Consider the following 16,235-nt stretch of genomic DNA (forward strand, 5'->3'; position numbering starts at 1 on the left):
GCCTAGATGAGCGCGTGCGGCTCCGCCGAGCCGTACTCGACCAGGTGGGCGGCTCCCAGGAGCCAGCGGTCCTCGTCGCGCACCCGTACGTAGCCGAACCGGTCCGCCGAGAAGACCTTGATCCCGTCCGTGCGGCACTGCCGCATCAGCACCTCGTCCCAGCCGTCCGTGAGGTCGGCGAAGCCCAGCTCGCGCAGCGCGTTGCGGCGGGCCAGCAGGGTGCCGCCGGCGATCTCGGGCAGGTAGCCGTACTCGGCCTCCGGCTGCTTGAGCAGCGTGGCCTGGGGCTTGCGCAGGTGGGCGTAGAAGGCGGCCTTGCCGACGATGTCGGCCGTGCTGAACAGGAAGGCGCGCCGCAGGTCCGACAGGTAGTAGGGGCCGTAGACGTCGCGCGGGTCCATGACCGCGACGAGGTCGGCCTCGCACAGGTCGATGCCGGCGTTGAGCATGGCGCCCTCGGTCATCGCCGCCTGCGGGCGGCGGTGGATGACCTCCACGTCCGGCAGCACGTCGCGGGCCCGCAGCTCGGCCTCGGGCGGGCCGATGACGATGAGCTGGTCCACCCCGGACTGCTTGGCGACCTGGGCCAGGGCGTGCTCCAGCAGGTACGGGTCGAGCACGGGCAGCAGGACGGAGGTGTTGAGCGTGGGCCGGGCGCTGGGCAGGCCGATGGCGTCGAGCAGCTCGTCGACGCGCTCGCTCATGGTCCCCATCGAGTACGCCCGCCGCAGCGCCACGTGCGCCCGCCGGCCGTCCGCCTCGGGGCCGATCGGCGTGCCGCAGGCGGCGATCTCGGCCAGCCGCCACTGCGGCGTGCCCGGCGGGCAGTCGGCGGCGGCGGGCCAGCGGTAGGAGGTCAGGACGTCGGGGTAGGACAGGTGCTCGGGCAGGAGCTGGTCGAGCGTGAGCACCCGGTCGATGCGGCCCCCGGCCAGCGGCAGCGGGTTGTGCACCCGGGGCTGCACGCCGTACTGCAGGCGCGGCCAGGCCACGGTCAGGTCGGCGGTGAAGCGGTGCTCGAACAGGTCGGCCGCGGCGGCGTACGCCGACACCTCGCCCTTGGTGTGCCAGAACACGGTGCGGATGCCGCGCTCCGCGCACCAGGCCAGCAGCGCCTTGAGGCCCTCACCCGGCTCGCCGGTGATCTCCTCGGCCCACGGGCCCTGCGTGACGGACTCGACGACCAGCAGGTGCGGCACCTCCAGGGGGAGCACCCTGGCGAAGTCGCGGGGCGTGAAGCCGGTGGTCTGCCGCCACTCGTAGCGCAGCAGCGCCTCGGCGTGCGGGTCGGCGATCACCGCGGCCGTCAGGTGCGGGCGCGTGTTGGGGCCGGTGGGCACGCGGTACGGCTTGAGCTTGAAGGAGGCGCCGTTGAGCGTCCTGGTCGTGGTGGTGGCCTGGAAGGCGGCTCCCGGGCGCTCGTCCCTGGGCTTGGCGGCGCCGGCCACCGGCTTGCGCTTGGGCGCGATGGGGCGCTTGACCGGCTTGGCGGCGCCCCTCAGACCCTTGGCCAGGCGTACCGGGTTGCTCTTGCCGCTCTTGATGGCGTCGCCGAGCCGGCTCCAGCGGGCGACCTTCATCGAGGACAGCTTCCACTGCGCCACCTCGGCCTGGAAGCGCTGCTCGGCCAGCTCCCTGCGCAGTCTGTCGGAGGTGACCTGCTCGGCGGCCAGCCGCTCCTCGATGTCGCTGAGCTGCTCGGACAGCGCCCGGGCCTCCTCGGCGTGCTCCTGCGCCGCGGCCAGCTCGGCCTGGGCGGCGTCCAGCAGCCTGGCCAGCTCGGCAGCCCGCCCGGCCTGCGCGATCGCATCGCGCAACGCCCGCCGCGTGCTCTCTAGCTCGATAGACAAACCCGGACCTCCGCTCTCGTAGCCCGCCAAAGGATACTCTTTGCCGAGAAGCGTCTTGAAGGGATTGAGATCCGGTGCAGTTCAACGTGCGGCCCTATGTCTGCGGCGCTCTCGGCCGGATCGACACCTCGGTGCTCGGCAAGCTGATGGCGGCGGGGCCCAAGGTCTGGCCCGCGCTGCAGTCGGCCGACGCGGCGCTGTTCAGCTCCTCGCCGTTGCCGCCCTACCACCGTGCCGGCGACTCCTACGCCTTCGCCTGGGGCGAGCGCGGGCCGAAGGCCGCCGAGGACGAGTGGATCACGGTCGCGGAGACGTACGAGACGCCCGGGCTGATCGGCGACGGCCGGAAGGTGACGCTGCACACGGGCGCGCTGGGCCTGGTGGACGTCTACTACGTGCGGCTGGGCGAGGCGGTCTACTTCTCCTCGCTGATCCAGCCCCTGCTCAGCCTCGTGCCCGTCCAGATCGACTGGTCGGCGTGGGCCTCGATCCTGCAGGTGACGTTCCCGCTGGGCGAGGCGACCCCGTACACCGAGGTCAGGCGGCTGCCCGGGGCGAGCGCGCTGGTGTTCGAGCACGGCCGCCTGGCGACCGAGCGGCGGCTGCCGCGCTGGCTGCGCACGGAGCCGTACGAGAAGTGGATCAGCCCGCGGGAGATCGTCGAGCTGCTGGACGGCGTGTACGAGGAGTACGACGGGCGCAGGCTGCTGGTGCCGGTCAGCGGCGGCTACGACTCGCGGCTGCTGGCCAGCGTGGCCAGGGCGCGCGGGTTCGACGTGGAGTCGTGGACGACCAGCCCCGACGACGGCACCGACACCGACATCGCCTTCGCCAGGTCGATCACCAGGGAGCTGGGCATCCCGCACCGGGTGATCACCCAGGACGCCGCCGATTACCCGGCCGACGCGATGGAGGTGGCGCGCAGGCTGGAGTACCTGACGCCGCACCACGCCTGGTACGCGCCCTTCGCCAAGGAGGTGCACGGCGCGGGCCGGATCCTGGTCGACGGGCTGGCCGGCGGGCCGCTGCTGAAGAACTTCATGGTCAGCGGGGCCGCGCTGGAGGCCACGACGCAGGCCGAGCGGTCGGCGGCCGTGCTGGCCTCGCTCTCGCTCGGGCAGCCGACGCAGCCGTTCCTGTCGAAGGCCGCGGCGCAGTGGATGGACGAGACGGTGCGCGAGCAGTTCCAGGCCGCCACCTCGATGCTCCACGGGCACCGGGCCGAGCTGCCGCTGTCGGTGCTGCACACCAGGACGGTGCGGGGCATCGCGCGCTCCGCGGTGAACCTGGTGGGCCCCGAGGCGTCGTTCGCGGCGCCGTTCATCCATCCGGAGTTCTTCGACGCCGCGCTGTCGGTCGGCGTGGCGCGCAAGGACAAGGGCCGCTTCTACCGCGAGGTGCTCTACGCGGCCAATCCGCGCGTGGCTGCCCTGCCCTCGACGAACGTGATCAAGCAGCCGCTCCAGCGCGTGCCGCTGCGCTCCACGGCCGCTCCTGCCCGAAACTATTCGCACCGCATGCTGGAGGTTCTGGCCACCCGCGTGCCGAACCTGCTGTCGGACGAGCTGCACGAGGTGGTGGCAGGCGGGCCCGACGCGCTGACCAGGTTCAACGGCTGGAACGACCGGTTCTGGGTGCGCGGACTCGTGCTGTTCGGGCTCTGGCTGAGCGACTTCGAGAACGACCTCTCCGACCTGGCCACACCTTTTTAGTGAACTGTGGGTAACAGGGCGATTACGTTCTGATCTCGCGGGTATTACACCTCGCACAGCAGAAGCGGGTTCCGGAAAGCCAACGGGCTGGTAGTGTTCGGCCCGTAAGCGCCGCACAAACGGGCACCAGATCACAAATCCGGTCTCGTTCGAGGGCAGTGGAGTTCGCAGGGATGACGACTCCACGCGGCGCGGTCACCAGATAACAACGCCGGGGCAACCGGTGACTTCGTCCTGCCCACATCTCTTCCTGTGAGCGACATCATGATCAACGCATCCCCATCGCCGGAGCCGATCTCCGAGGCCTTCGTCTCGGAGGACCCAGCCTGGTACAAGCGGGCGGTGTTCTACGAGGTTCTCGTCCGAGGGTTCAAGGACTCCAACGGCGACGGCACCGGCGATCTGCGCGGCCTCATCGAGAAGCTCGGCTATCTCGAGTGGCTCGGCGTGGACTGCCTGTGGTTGCTGCCGCTGTACGAGTCTCCGCTGCGTGACGGCGGTTACGACATTTCGGACTATATGAAGATCCTCCCGGACTTCGGGGACCTGGGGGACTTCGTCGCGCTGATCGAGAAGGCCCATGAGAAGGGCCTTCGGATCATCACCGACCTCGTGATGAACCACACCAGTGACCGGCACCCCTGGTTCCAGGCGTCCCGGCACGACCCCGAGGGGCCGTACGGCGACTTCTACGTGTGGTCCGACCATCCCGGCGGCTACCCCGACGCGCCGATCATCTTCATCGGCGCCGAGGAGTCCAACTGGACCTACGACCCGGTGCGCAAGCAGTACTACTGGCACCGCTTCTTCCACCACCAGCCGGACCTGAACTATGACAACCCGGCGGTGCAGGAGGCCATGCTGGAGGTGCTGCGCTTCTGGCTGGACCTGGGCATCGACGGGTTCCGGCTGGACGCGGTGCCGTACCTGTTCGAGCGTGAGGGCACCGCGTGCTCCGGGCTCCCGGAGACGCACGCGTACCTGAAGAAGATCCGCGCGGAGGTCGACCGCCTCTATCCCGACCGGGTGCTGCTGGCCGAGGCCAACGGCTGGCCCGAGGACGTGGTGGAGTACTTCGGCGACCCCACCACGGGCGGCGACGAGTGCCACATGGCCTTCCACTTCCCGCTCATGCCGCGCATCTACATGGCGGTCAAGAAGGAGACCAGGGAGCCCATCTCCGAGATCATGTCCCGCACGCCCAAGCTGCCGGAGAAGGCGCAGTGGGGCATCTTCCTGCGAAACCACGACGAGCTCACGCTCGAGACGGTGACCGAGGAAGAGCGCGACTACATGCACAAGGAGTACGCCAAGGACCCGCGCATGCGGGCCTACCTGGGCATCCGCCGCCGCCTGGCCCCGCTGCTCGACAACGACAGGGACCGGATCGAGCTGTTCACCGCCCTGCTGCTGTCGCTGCCCGGCTCGCCGGTCATCTACTACGGTGACGAGATCGGCATGGGCGACAACATCTGGCTGGAGGACCGCGACTCGGTCCGCACGCCGATGCAGTGGAGCCCCGACCGCAACGCCGGGTTCTCCTCGGCCGACCCGGGCCGGCTCTACCTGCCCGCGGTCATGGACCCGATCTACGGCTTCCAGGCGGTCAACGTGGAGGCCCAGCAGCGGCACGAGGGGTCGCTGCTGCACTTCACCCGCAAGATGCTGGAGATCCGCCGCAGGCACCCGGTGTTCGGCGTGGGCGCCTACACCGAGATGTGGTCCTCCAACCCGTGCGTGCTCACGTACGTGCGCGAGGAGGGCGACGACGTGATGCTGTGCGTCAACAACCTGTCGAAGTTCCCGCAGCCCGTCGAGCTCGACCTGCGGCGCTTCGAGGGCATGACGCCGGTGGAGGCCAGGGGCGGCGTGCCGTTCCCGCCGATCGGGGAGCTGCCCTACCTGCTCACCCTGCCGGGGCACGGCTTCTACTGGTTCGCGCTGAAGAAGGCCGAGGCCGACCTCAGCGAGAGGTGACCGGCACCTGGGCACGGGCCGCGCGGCGCGCCGGGATGAGCGCCACCGCCAGGGCCGTGCCCACGGCGACCAGCACCGCCACCGCCAGCGTCAGGGGCGACGGCGCGCGGCCGATGCCCGCGCCTACGCCGCTGGTGTGGCCCTGCCAGTCGATCAGCCCGGTGACGACGGAGATCCCCGCCGCGGCGCCCACGCCCACGCCCAGCACCACCAGCAGCCCCGTGCCGGTCACCAGCGTGGCCATGACCTGGCGCGGGGTCAGCCCCATGGCCTTGAGGACGGCCAGGTCGAAGGCGTGGTCGCGCAGGCCGAGCGCGCTGGCGGTGAGCAGGTTGGCCAGGCCGATCAGGGTCAGCACGGCGATCAGCGCCACGATCACCACCCGGATGATCGCCAGCCGGTCGGCCGGGTTGATCGCGGCCTGCACGTCCAGGCCCTCCTTCGAGACGGCCAGCAGCCGGCCGCGCACCTCCTGCGGGTCGGCGCCCGGCTTCAGCGCCAGCGCGTAGTACTCCGGCGGCACCGCGTCCTTGGCCGCCAGGCTGTCGAGCCCCACCGAGAGCACCTCGCCGTCCTGCTCGGGCTCGACGGTCCTGCCGACGATCCGGACGATCAGCGGGGTGCCGCCCACGGTGAGCCGCACCCGGTCGCCGATCTTCAGCCCGAGCAGGTCGAGCAGCCCCTGGCCGGCGACCGCCTCGCCCTGGCGGCCGTACATGCGGCCCTCGACCACCGGGAACGGGTACGGGGTCGTCGAGCTGCCGATCGCCCGCACCCGGACCGACCGGGCCTCGCCTGGGGCCAGCGCGTTCACGTCGGTGCCCGGGTAGACCTCCGCCACGTCCTTGTCCTGGGCGGCGAGCCGCTCGGCGACCGCCGGATCCTCCTTGCCCGGCCTGACGTACAGGGCGGCGTGCTGGCCCACCTGCTCGGGGTGGGCGGAGAAGTTGTCCAGCGTGGCCCAGACGCCGAGCCCGATCGTGGTCATCATCATCGGCACGGCCAGGCCGAACGCCGTCAGGAACGCCGGCACCCGCCGGGTGAAGGCGTCTCTGGTGCCCAGGACGAGGGCGGGCGGGAGGCGTACGAGCAGGGCCAGGCGGGCCAGCCTGGACAGGTGGCCCCGCGGCGGCGCGGCGGGCACGTCGGGGATCGGCGGCGTGCGCCCGCCCCGCCAGGCGGGCACGCCGACGGCCGCCAGCACCACCAGGGCCGTGCCCGCGACGATGGCCAGCACCGGGATGGGCGCCACCGAGCCCGCGCCGAGCATCGCCGCCATCACGCCCCAGCCCGCCAGCGTGCCGATCGCCACGCCGAGCAGGCCGAGCGCGCCGTGCTCGACCAGGAGCAGCAGCGCGACCTGGCCCCTGGTGAAGCCCATGGACTTGAGCGTGGCCAGGTCGCGGAGCTGGCCCAGCACCCGGCCGCCGGCGGCGTTGGCCAGCGCGAGCGCGGCCGCCACCAGCCCCACCACGCCGAACAGCGCGAGCAGCGTGCCCAGCAGCCGGTTGTCCAGCTCCATGGCGGCCCTGACCTCGCGCCAGGTGTAGACGCGCTGCAGCCGGTCCTCCAGCAGCACGACCACGCGCTGCGAGACGACCTGGGAAGCCTCGGGGTCGGCCAGGCGCAGCCCGGTGACCCACTCGCTGCGGCCCAGCATGGGCTCGATGCGGTCGAGCATGTAGGGCAGCACGTAGGCCAGGCCCGGCGTCCACTCGGGGTAGAAGCCCTGGTCGGCGGAGTCGGCTATGCCGCGCACGTAGAGCGTGTGGCGGCCGCCGTTGATCGTGATGATCGTGAACGGCGCGCCGATGCGCAGCCCCAGCGAGCCGGCGAACGAGCGCTCCACCACCACCCCGTCAGGCTGCGACGGGTCCAGCCAGCGGCCCTCCGCCACCACGGGGTGCGCCACCGCCGGCGGGGTGGCGGGCATCGCGCGCAGCGAGGCCGGCTCCTTCTTGCCGTCCTGCGCCACCGTGACGGGCGCTGAGCGGTACGGCCCCGCGGTCTGCGTCACGCCGTCGATGGCGCCCAGCGAGACCTGGGGGCTGTCCTTGGTGTAGATCCAGACGTGGGCGCCGTCGGTCTGGGCCGACAGGCTGCGCCACGGGTTGGTGCCGTCTTCGAGCAGGGTCGCCGCGGTGATCAGCGCGGCCACGATGCCGGCCACGGCGAGCACGGTCAGCACCGCCTGCCCCGTCCTGGCCCGCAGGTCGGCCCTGATCCACCGGCCACCGGCCAGCACCGTACTCATCGGAGGTCGATCACCTCGCCGGCCGTGCGCGTGCGGCGGCGCGGGATGCGGCCGTCGTCCACGATCTCGCCGTCGAAGAGGGACACGAGCCGGTCGGCCAGGCTGGCGACGCGGGCGTCATGGGTGACCATGACGATGGTCTGGCCCTCCTTGTGCACCTCGCTCAGCAGGCGCAGCACGTCGCGCGTGTTGCGGCTGTCGAGGTTGCCGGTGGGCTCGTCGGCCAGCAGCAGGCTGGGCTCGTTGGCCAGCGCCCTGGCCAGCGCGACCCGCTGCTGCTCGCCGCCGGAGAGCTGGGCGGGCGCGGCGTCGGCGCGGTCGGTCAGGTTGAGCGCGGCCAGCAGGCTCTCGCGGCGCTCGCGGGCCACCTTGGGCGAGGCTCCGGACAGCAGCGCGGGCAGCTCGACGTTGTCGCCCACCGTCATGTTGGCGACCAGGTTGAAGAACTGGAAGACGAAGCCGATCTTCTTGCGCCGCAGCAGCGCCCACGCGCTCTCGGAGAGCGTGTCCACGCGCTTGTCGTCGAGCCAGATCTCGCCGCTGGTGCGCGCGTCGAGGCCGCCCAGCATGTGCACGAGCGTGGACTTGCCGGACCCCGACGGGCCCATGATCGCGACGAACTCTCCCGGCTCGACCTGCAGGTCCACCCCGCGTACGGCCGGAACGGGCACCGCGCCATCCTGGTAGATTTTGACCAGATTGACCGTTTTCACAACCGCGCTCATGCCAGATCCTCCTGGCAGCGTTCGAGCCAGTCAAGATCCGCCTGAAGATGCAACATGGCCCCTTCGATGAGCAGCATCGCCACCCGATCGGTCGGTGCGGTGCGGGACAGCAGGTCGTTCAGATCGCTCATCAGCGACAGGTAGTGACGGCGCTGACGGCTGATCAGCGCCATCCGGTCCGCGATGCCGGTGAGCGGGGCGAGCACGAGCTTCATGAAGAACTCGTCGCGCACCCTGGGGCCCTCGGTCGGCTCGTCCACCCAGGCTTCGAGCGACTCACGGCCCTTCGCGGTCAGATAGTAGACCTTCTTGTTGGGCCGGTTGGACTGCTCCACGTCGACAGCCCTGATGAGACCGTCCTTCTCCAGCCTGCCGAGCGTGACGTAGATCTGCCCGATGTTGGGAGAGGGATAGGCGCTGCCGAAGGTCTGCTCAAGCGCTTGTTTGAGTTCGTAGCCGTGGGCAGGCTCTTTCGCCAGGAGCGCCAGCAGATGAGGCCGCACCGCTCTCCTCCCCGCTCTGTTACGTGAGCGTTACAGAGCAATCCGTTGACCTACAGATTACCGCTGTGCATAACATGAATGCATCTACCTAACACGTATGTAATTCAACTTGAACGTGGAGGAAACAGGGTGTTCCGCCTCCTGCCCGTGCTCCTGGCCGTGACCCTGGCGGCCGGATGTACGGCGGCGGGCGAACAGGGCGGCGGCGAGACGGGGACGGGCGGAACAGGCCCGATCACCTTCGCCACCGGACGCGACACCACGGCGTACCTGCAACCCCTGCTGGATCGCTGGAACCAGGCCCACCCGGCCGAGAAGGTGACGCTGCTGGAGCTGCCCGAGGCCGCCGACGAGCAACGCGCTCAGATCGCGGCCAACCTTCAGGCCCAGAGCAGCCGGTACGACGTGCTGGGGCTCGACGTGGTGTGGACTGCCGAATTCGCGGAGAACGGCTGGATCATCCCCCTGGAGCGCGGGTTGTTCCCGCTCGACAGGTTCCTGCCGCCCGTCGTGGAGACGGCCGTCTACAAGGACAAGCTCTGGGCCGTTCCGTACACGAGCAACGCCGGGCTGCTGTACTACCGGAAAGACCTGGTCAGGAAGCCGCCCCGGACCTGGGCCGAGCTTCGCGACCAATCACGCGCAATAACGAAAAAGCACAACATAGGAGGCTACGCCGGGCAGTTCCTGGCCTACGAGGGGCTCACGGTCAACTTCTCCGAGGCCGTGCAGTCGGCCGGCGGGGAGCTCGTCAGCCGCGACGGCACCGAGGTGACCCTCGACCCCGCCAAGGGCGGGACCGCACTCGACTTCCTGCTCCAGGGTCTGCGCGAGGGCTGGATCCCGAAGGAGTCGCTGAGTTACAAGGAGGAGGAGTCGCGCCTGGCCTTCCAGGAGGGCAGGCTGGCCTTCGCCCGTAACTGGCCGCACGCGTACGGACCGGCCAAGGCCGAGCTGGGCGACAAGCTGGGCGTGACCCGGCTGCCCGGCCTCGACGGCCCCGGCTCCAGCACGCTGGGCGGCGCCAACCTGGCCATCAGCGCCTACTCCAAGCACCAGCACACCGCGCAGGAGTTCATCCGCTACTTCACGAGCCTGGAGAACGAGCGCCGGGTCCTCACCGAGGGCTCGTTCCCGCCCGTGTGGACCGAGCTCTACGACGACCCGGAGCTCATCGAGCGCTTCCCCTACCTGCCCGTGCTCAAGGAGAGCATCCTCGCCGCCCGTCCTCGGCCGGTGAGCGCGAACTACAACCAGCTGAGCCTGGTGATCGCCAGTTCGGTCGCCAAGGCGCTCGGCAACCCCTCCCCCGAGACCGCTGACGACGTCGCGGCCTCCATGAAGTCCGAACTCGAAGAGATCATCAGAACCCAGTGAGGCAGCCATGCGAAAAGGCAGAGCAGCAGCGATCCTGGCCGGGCTCGCGGTAGCCGTCGCCGCCTGCGGCAACGCGCCGACGACGACCGAGCCCACGGCCGCCGGATCGGCATCGGCGACCGATGGCGGCGCCAAGCCGCTCCAGGGCGTCAAGCTCGAGGTCGCCGCCAAGTGGACCGGCGCCGAGCAGAAGAACTTCGAGCAGGTGCTCAAGGCCTTCACCGACAAGACCGGCGCCGAGGTCACCTACGCCTCCACCGGCGAGGACACCGGCGCCTACCTCGGCCCGCGCATCCAGGGCAACAACCCGCCGGACGTCGCGATCCTGCCGCAGCCGGGCCTGGTGCAGCAGTACGTCGAGCAGAACGCGCTCAAGCCGCTGACCCCCGAGGTCATCAAGGAGATCGACACCAACTACACGCCGTACTGGAAGGAGCTCGGCTCCGTCGACGGCAAGGCGTACGGCGTGCTGGTCAAGGCGGCCCACAAGTCGCTGGTGTGGTACCGGTCGCAGGCGTTCGAGGACGCGGGCGTGCAGCCGCCGACCAACTGGGACGAGCTGGTCAAGGCCGCGCAGACCGTCGCCGACTCCGGCACGCCGCCGTTCTCGTTCTGCGGCGCCTCCGGCTGGACGCTGACCGACCTCTTCGAGAACGTGTACCTGTCCACCGCGGGCCCGGAGAACTACGACAAGCTCTCCAAGCACGAGATCCCGTGGACCGACCCGACGGTGGGCGCGGCCCTGGAGAAGATCGCGCAGATCACCTCCAAGGCCGACTACCTGGTCGACGGCACCTCCGGCACCATGCAGACCGACTTCCCCACCTGCGTGACCAAGGTCTACGGCACCGACAAGGCCGCCATGGTCATCGAGGCCGACTTCGTGGCCGTCGAGGCCGTGAACGCGGGCGCCAAGGTCGGCGAGGAGGCCAAGTACTTCCCGTTCCCCAAGGCCGGTGACACCACTCCGGTCGTGCTGGGCGGCGACGTGGCCGTGGCCATGAAGGACTCCCCCGGCGCGATGGCGCTGGTGCAGTTCCTGGCCTCCAAGGAGGGTGGCGAGGTCTGGGCCAAGCTCCCCGGCTACCTGTCGCCCAACAAGAACGTCTCCCCCGACAACTACCCGGACGAGCTGACCAAGCAGCTCGGCCAGACGATCGTCTCGGCCGGCGACGCCGTCCGCTACGACATGTCGGACCTGGCGCCGAGCGCCTTCGGTGCCACCGACGGCAAGGGCGAGTGGAAGGTGCTGCAGGACTTCCTGCGCAACCCGAGCGACGTCAAGGGCACCCAGGAGGCGCTCGAAGCAGAGGCCAAGAAGGCCTGGAAGTAAAGAGGTAAGGCCGTGACCGAACGGTTGGACGGCCGGCAGGACCCGCCCGCGGCGCAGGCCGCGGGCGGCCCCTCCACCGGACCGGCTGATACCCCCCGTAAGCAACGACGCCTCGGCCCCTCGCCGGCGGTCGCCATCGCCTTCCTCCTCCCGGCAGCGGTGCTGCTGGGGATCTGGGTGGTCTATCCGATCGTCTACTCCGTCGTCCGGAGTCTGTTCGGCGCCAACGGGTTCGAAGAGTTCGTGGGGCTCGGCAACTACGTCTCGATCTTCACCGATCAGGGCATGCTGACCACGATCCGCAACAACCTGATCTGGGTGATCGTCGCGCCGATCATCGTCACCACGCTGGGCCTGATCTTCGCGGTGCTGACCGAGCGCATCAGGTGGGCGACGGCGTTCAAGCTGATCGTCTTCATGCCGATGGCGGTCTCGCTCATGGCGGCGGGCGTCATCTTCCGCCTCGTCTACGAGCAGAGCCCGGACAAGGGCCTGGCCAACGCCGTGCTCAGCACGGTGGCCGACACGTTCTCCTCCTCCCAGGGCTATCCGGACGCCCGGCCGCGCGAGGGCGACCAGTCGGCCGTCGCCGCCGAGAACGGCGCGGTCGTCACCAAGCAGCCGGCCCAGGCCGGGCAGCCGGTGCTGATCCCGATCGTCGGCGTCAAGCCCGACGTCATGCCGTCCAACGCCCAGACAGCCAAGTCCGCGCCCGCCGGCGACGGCCTGGCGGGGACCGTCTGGTTCGACTTCACGCAGGGCGGCGGCGGCCAGAGCGGCGTCGTGGACGGCACCGAGAAGGGCCTGCCGGGCATGACCGTCGAGGCGGTCCAGAACGGCCAGGTCGCGGCCACCGCCACGACGGCCGAGGACGGCACGTTCCGCTTCGAGGGCCTGGCGCCCGGGGCCTACACCGTACGGCTGCCGCAGTCGAACTTCGAGGCCTCGTACGGCGGCCTGCAGTGGCTGGGCCCGACGCTCATCACGCCCGCGATCATCGGCGCGTTCGTCTGGGTGTGGGCCGGCTTCGCCATGGTGCTGCTCGCGGCCGGGCTGGCGGCGATCCCCCGTGACGCCCTGGAGGCGGCCCGCATCGACGGCGCCACGGAGTGGCAGGTGTTCCGCAAGATCACCGTGCCGCTGCTGTCGCCGGTCCTGCTCGTCGTCTTCGTGACGATGATCATCAATACGCTCAAGGTGTTCGACCTGGTGTTCATCATCGCGCCCGCGTCGGTGCAGCCGCAGGCGAACGTGGTCGCGCTGGAGATGTGGCGCGTGTCGTTCGGCGGCGGGAACAACCAGGGGCTGGGCAGCGCGCTGGCGATCTTCCTGCTCGTACTGGTCCTTCCCTTCATGGTCATGAACATCCGGCGGTTCAGGAGGGGAGAGTCATGACGACCGCGACAGCCGCGACAGCGTCCGCGGAGCCGTCCGGGCTGGAGTCGGGAACGCCGCGCAGGGGCGTGGTCGGCAGGATCGTCGATCGGATGGGCAGCGGCGCCGTCCAGGTGGTCATGATCCTGCTGGGCCTGTTCTGGCTGGTGCCGACGCTCGGCCTGCTGGTCGTCTCGCTGCGCACGAACCAGGTCAACAGCGCCGAGGGCTGGTGGACGATCTTCACCAAGCCGGCCGAGCTGACCATCCAGAACTACGCCAACCTGCTGGGCAGCGGGTTCACCACGTCCTTCTGGAACACGGTGCTGATCACGGTGCCCACCACGGTGCTGGTGATCGGCATCGCGGCCATGGCGGCGTACGCGTTCGCGTGGATGGACTTCCCCGGCCGTGACCTGGCGTTCCTCGTGGTCGTCGGGCTGCTGATCGTGCCCATCCAGATCGCGCTGATCCCCATCGCCACGTTCTACGGCGGCACCGGGATCTTCGGCAGCATCGCCGGCGTGGTGCTGTTCCACGTGGCGTTCGGCCTGCCGTTCGCGATCTTCCTGCTGCGCAACTTCTTCGTCGGCATCCCGGCCTCGCTGCTGGAGGCCGCGCGCATGGACGGCGCTCCCGAGTGGAAGATCTTCGTCTCGGTGGTCTTCCCGCTGGGCAAGCCCGCCATCGCGTCGCTGGGCATCTTCCAGTTCCTGTGGGTGTGGAACGACATGCTCATCGCGCTGGTCTTCGCCGACACCGGGAACCAGCCGATGACCAAGTACCTGCAGTCTCAGATGCGGCAGTTCGGGTCGAACACCGACATCCTCTCGTCCGGGGCGTTCATGTCGCTGATCATCCCGCTGGTCCTGTTCTTCGCGTTCCAGCGGTACTTCGTGCAGGGCATGATGGCCGGCTCGGTCAAGTGACGCGACGGGCGCCCGCTCTCGGGGGCGGGCGCCCGCCGTAACGCCCATTCGGGCGTTTTCGATGCTTTTTCATGAAGCGTCTTCTCGCTCTTACCGCTGCAGCCTTCCTCACGCTTCCCCTCACCCCCGCCGCCGCCTCCCCGGCGGGCACGCCCGGCGCACCGGGCGCGGGCGACCCGTACTTCCCCGACCAGGGCAACGGCGGCTACGACGCCCTCCACTACGACCTCACGCTCGACTACGACCCGTCCTCGGGACGCCTGTCCGGCCGCGCAGCCATCTCGGCACGGGCCACCCAGGCGCTGAGCCGGTTCAACCTCGACCTCGTCGACACCCTGTCCGTACGGTCCGTGACCGTGGACGGCAGGCCCGCCACGTACACGCAGAGCGGCTCCGAGCTGGTGGTCACGCCGGCCAGGACGCTGCGCGACCGGCGCGGCTTCTCCGTCGTGGTCCGGTACGACGGCAACCCCTCCCACGTCATCGACCCCGACGGCTCCAAGGACGGGTGGATCAAGACGAACGACGGCGTGTTCAACGCCAACGAGCCCCAGGGCGCGATCACCTGGTACCCCGGCAACCACCACATGACGGACAAGGCGACGTACCGGTACACGGTGACCGTGCCCAGCTCCCGGGTGGCGGTCGCCAACGGGGACCTGGTGCGCCAGGCGACGAAGGGCGGGCGGACCACGTACGTGTGGAACTCCCGCGAGCCCATGGCCAGCTACCTGGCCACGGTGTCGATCGGCACGTTCGGGCTCACCGACCGCCGCATCGGCGGCTACCGGGTGACCACCGCGGTGGACCCCCAGGCGACCGGTGACGCCACGGGCTTCGCCGAGCGGCACCCGCCGGCGCTCGACTTCTTCAGCGAGCTCTTCGGACGCTACCCGTACTCCTCGACGGGCGGGATCGTGGACCACGCGCCCGAGGTCGGCTACGCGCTGGAGACGCAGACCCGGCCCATCTACCCGCGCGTGCCCGGCGAGTCGCTGCTCGCGCACGAGCTGGCGCACCAGTGGTTCGGCAACTCGGTGACGCCCACGCTGTGGCGCGACATCTGGCTGAACGAGGGCTTCGCCACCTACTCCGAGTGGCTCTGGTCGGACAAGCTCGGCACGCAGACCGTACAGGCGGCCTTCGACGAGGCGTACGCGCGGCCGGCCGAGGACGAGTTCTGGCAGACGCCGACCGCCGACCCCGGCGGCCCGGAGAACCTCTTCCACGCCCCCGTCTACGACCGCGGCGCGATGACCCTGCACGTGCTGCGGCGCGCGGTCGGCGACGACACGTTCTTCGCGATCCTGCGGGCCTGGGCGGGCCGGTACAGGTACGGCAACGCCGACACCGCCGCCTTCGTCGCCCTGTCGGAGCGCGTGTCGGGCAAGGACCTCGGGGGCCTGTTCGACGCGTGGCTGTTCAAGCCGGGCAAGCCGTCGTTGTGATCATTCTGGTACGGCTTGTCCCCGGGTTCGGGCCGCAAGCCGTACCAGACCTGGCTAAGCTCAACGGCCATGGCCGGTCGTCCGTTGAACGAAGTCGTCGAAGCAGGATGGGCACGCGCGCTGGAGCCCGTGTCCGAGCAGATCTCCCTGATGGGAGAGTTCCTGCGCAAGGAGATCGCCGAAGGCAGGCAGTACCTGCCCGCCGGCGCCAACGTCCTGCGTGCTTTCAGCCAGCCCTTCGACGAGGTCAAGGTGCTGATCGTGGGCCAGGACCCGTACCCCACGCCCGGTCACCCCGTGGGTCTGTCGTTCTCGGTGGCGCCCGACGTGCGGCCGCTGCCCGGCAGCCTGGTCAACATCTACAAGGAGATGGAGACCGACCTGGGGCTCCCGCGCCCCGCCAACGGTGACCTGACGCCGTGGGCCGAGCAGGGTGTCCTGCTGCTCAACAGGGTGCTCACCGTGATGCCCGGCAAGCCCGCCTCGCACCGGGGCAAGGGCTGGGAGCAGGTCACCGAGCAGGCCATCCGCGCCCTCGTGGAGCGCGACAAGCCGATGGTGGCGATCCTGTGGGGCCGCGACGCCCGCAACCTGGCGCCCATGCTCGGCCAGGTGCCGCGGATCGAGTCCGCGCACCCCTCCCCCCTCTCGGCGCGCAGCGGTTTCTTCGGCTCGCGGCCGTTCAGCCGCGCGAATGAGCTGCTCGTCAAGCAAGGCGCGGCCCCTGTGGAGTGGAAGCTGCCCTAGCATCGT

At 70.0% G+C, this 16,235-nt stretch carries 12 protein-coding genes; 8 read left to right on the forward strand and 4 right to left on the reverse strand.

What is annotated here, in order from left to right; genetic code table 11:
• Positions 1-2: 2 nt before the first annotated feature.
• Positions 3-1,850, reverse strand: a complete 1,848-nt coding sequence (locus tag HD597_RS41810; RefSeq protein ID WP_253750496.1) for a glycosyltransferase family protein — start codon at positions 1,848-1,850, stop codon at positions 3-5.
• Positions 1,851-1,924: 74 nt separating this feature from the next.
• Here HD597_RS41810 and HD597_RS41815 point away from each other — a divergent pair, with 74 nt between their 5' ends.
• Both HD597_RS41815 and treS read left to right on the forward strand, forming a co-directional pair.
• Positions 1,925-3,562, forward strand: coding sequence for an asparagine synthetase B family protein (locus HD597_RS41815; RefSeq protein ID WP_253750499.1), 1,638 nt, complete (start codon positions 1,925-1,927; stop codon positions 3,560-3,562).
• A gap of 264 nt (positions 3,563-3,826) precedes the next feature.
• Entirely contained in the window at positions 3,827-5,539 is a 1,713-nt protein-coding gene (treS, locus tag HD597_RS41820) for a maltose alpha-D-glucosyltransferase (RefSeq protein WP_253750502.1), read from the forward strand.
• Here the strand turns inward: treS and HD597_RS41825 are convergent.
• From HD597_RS41825 to HD597_RS41835, 3 genes are read right to left on the reverse strand one after another with little or no spacing between them, the layout of a single operon-like run.
• Positions 5,526-7,793, reverse strand: coding sequence for an ABC transporter permease (locus HD597_RS41825; protein ID WP_253750505.1), 2,268 nt, complete (start codon positions 7,791-7,793; stop codon positions 5,526-5,528). The two genes, treS and HD597_RS41825, sit on opposite strands and share 14 nt — an antisense overlap.
• Positions 7,790-8,518 (reverse strand): ABC transporter ATP-binding protein, encoded by a 729-nt coding sequence (locus HD597_RS41830; RefSeq protein ID WP_253750508.1) that lies wholly within the window; start codon positions 8,516-8,518, stop codon positions 7,790-7,792. Before HD597_RS41830 ends, HD597_RS41825 begins: the two co-directional genes overlap by 4 nt.
• Positions 8,515-9,021, reverse strand: a complete 507-nt coding sequence (locus HD597_RS41835) for a PadR family transcriptional regulator (RefSeq protein WP_185109639.1) — start codon at positions 9,019-9,021, stop codon at positions 8,515-8,517. The genes HD597_RS41830 and HD597_RS41835 overlap by 4 nt, the downstream gene beginning before the upstream one ends.
• A gap of 129 nt (positions 9,022-9,150) precedes the next feature.
• Here HD597_RS41835 and HD597_RS41840 point away from each other — a divergent pair, with 129 nt between their 5' ends.
• The 6 genes from HD597_RS41840 (at position 9,151) to HD597_RS41865 (ending at position 16,229) form a co-directional block, all read left to right on the forward strand.
• Positions 9,151-10,398 (forward strand): ABC transporter substrate-binding protein, encoded by a 1,248-nt coding sequence (locus tag HD597_RS41840; protein ID WP_253750510.1) that lies wholly within the window; start codon positions 9,151-9,153, stop codon positions 10,396-10,398.
• Between the two features lie 7 nt (positions 10,399-10,405).
• Positions 10,406-11,731: an ABC transporter substrate-binding protein gene (locus tag HD597_RS41845; RefSeq protein WP_253750513.1), complete on the forward strand. Its 1,326-nt coding sequence runs from the start codon at positions 10,406-10,408 to the stop codon at positions 11,729-11,731.
• A gap of 12 nt (positions 11,732-11,743) precedes the next feature.
• Complete coding sequence (locus HD597_RS41850; protein ID WP_253750516.1) at positions 11,744-13,126, forward strand: ABC transporter permease; 1,383 nt, start codon at positions 11,744-11,746, stop codon at positions 13,124-13,126.
• Positions 13,123-14,034, forward strand: a complete 912-nt coding sequence (locus tag HD597_RS41855; RefSeq protein WP_253750519.1) for a carbohydrate ABC transporter permease — start codon at positions 13,123-13,125, stop codon at positions 14,032-14,034. Before HD597_RS41850 ends, HD597_RS41855 begins: the two co-directional genes overlap by 4 nt.
• Before the next feature lie 71 nt (positions 14,035-14,105).
• Entirely contained in the window at positions 14,106-15,482 is a 1,377-nt protein-coding gene (locus tag HD597_RS41860) for a M1 family metallopeptidase (RefSeq protein ID WP_253750522.1), read from the forward strand.
• Between the two features lie 69 nt (positions 15,483-15,551).
• Positions 15,552-16,229 carry a uracil-DNA glycosylase gene (locus HD597_RS41865; RefSeq protein ID WP_253750525.1) on the forward strand — a complete coding sequence of 226 codons (678 nt, stop codon included), beginning with the start codon at positions 15,552-15,554 and terminating at the stop codon, positions 16,227-16,229.
• Positions 16,230-16,235: the final 6 nt, after the last annotated feature.

This window comes from Nonomuraea thailandensis, assembly GCF_024172165.1.
In the GTDB taxonomy this organism is placed as follows: Bacteria; Actinomycetota; Actinomycetes; order Streptosporangiales; family Streptosporangiaceae; genus Nonomuraea; species Nonomuraea thailandensis.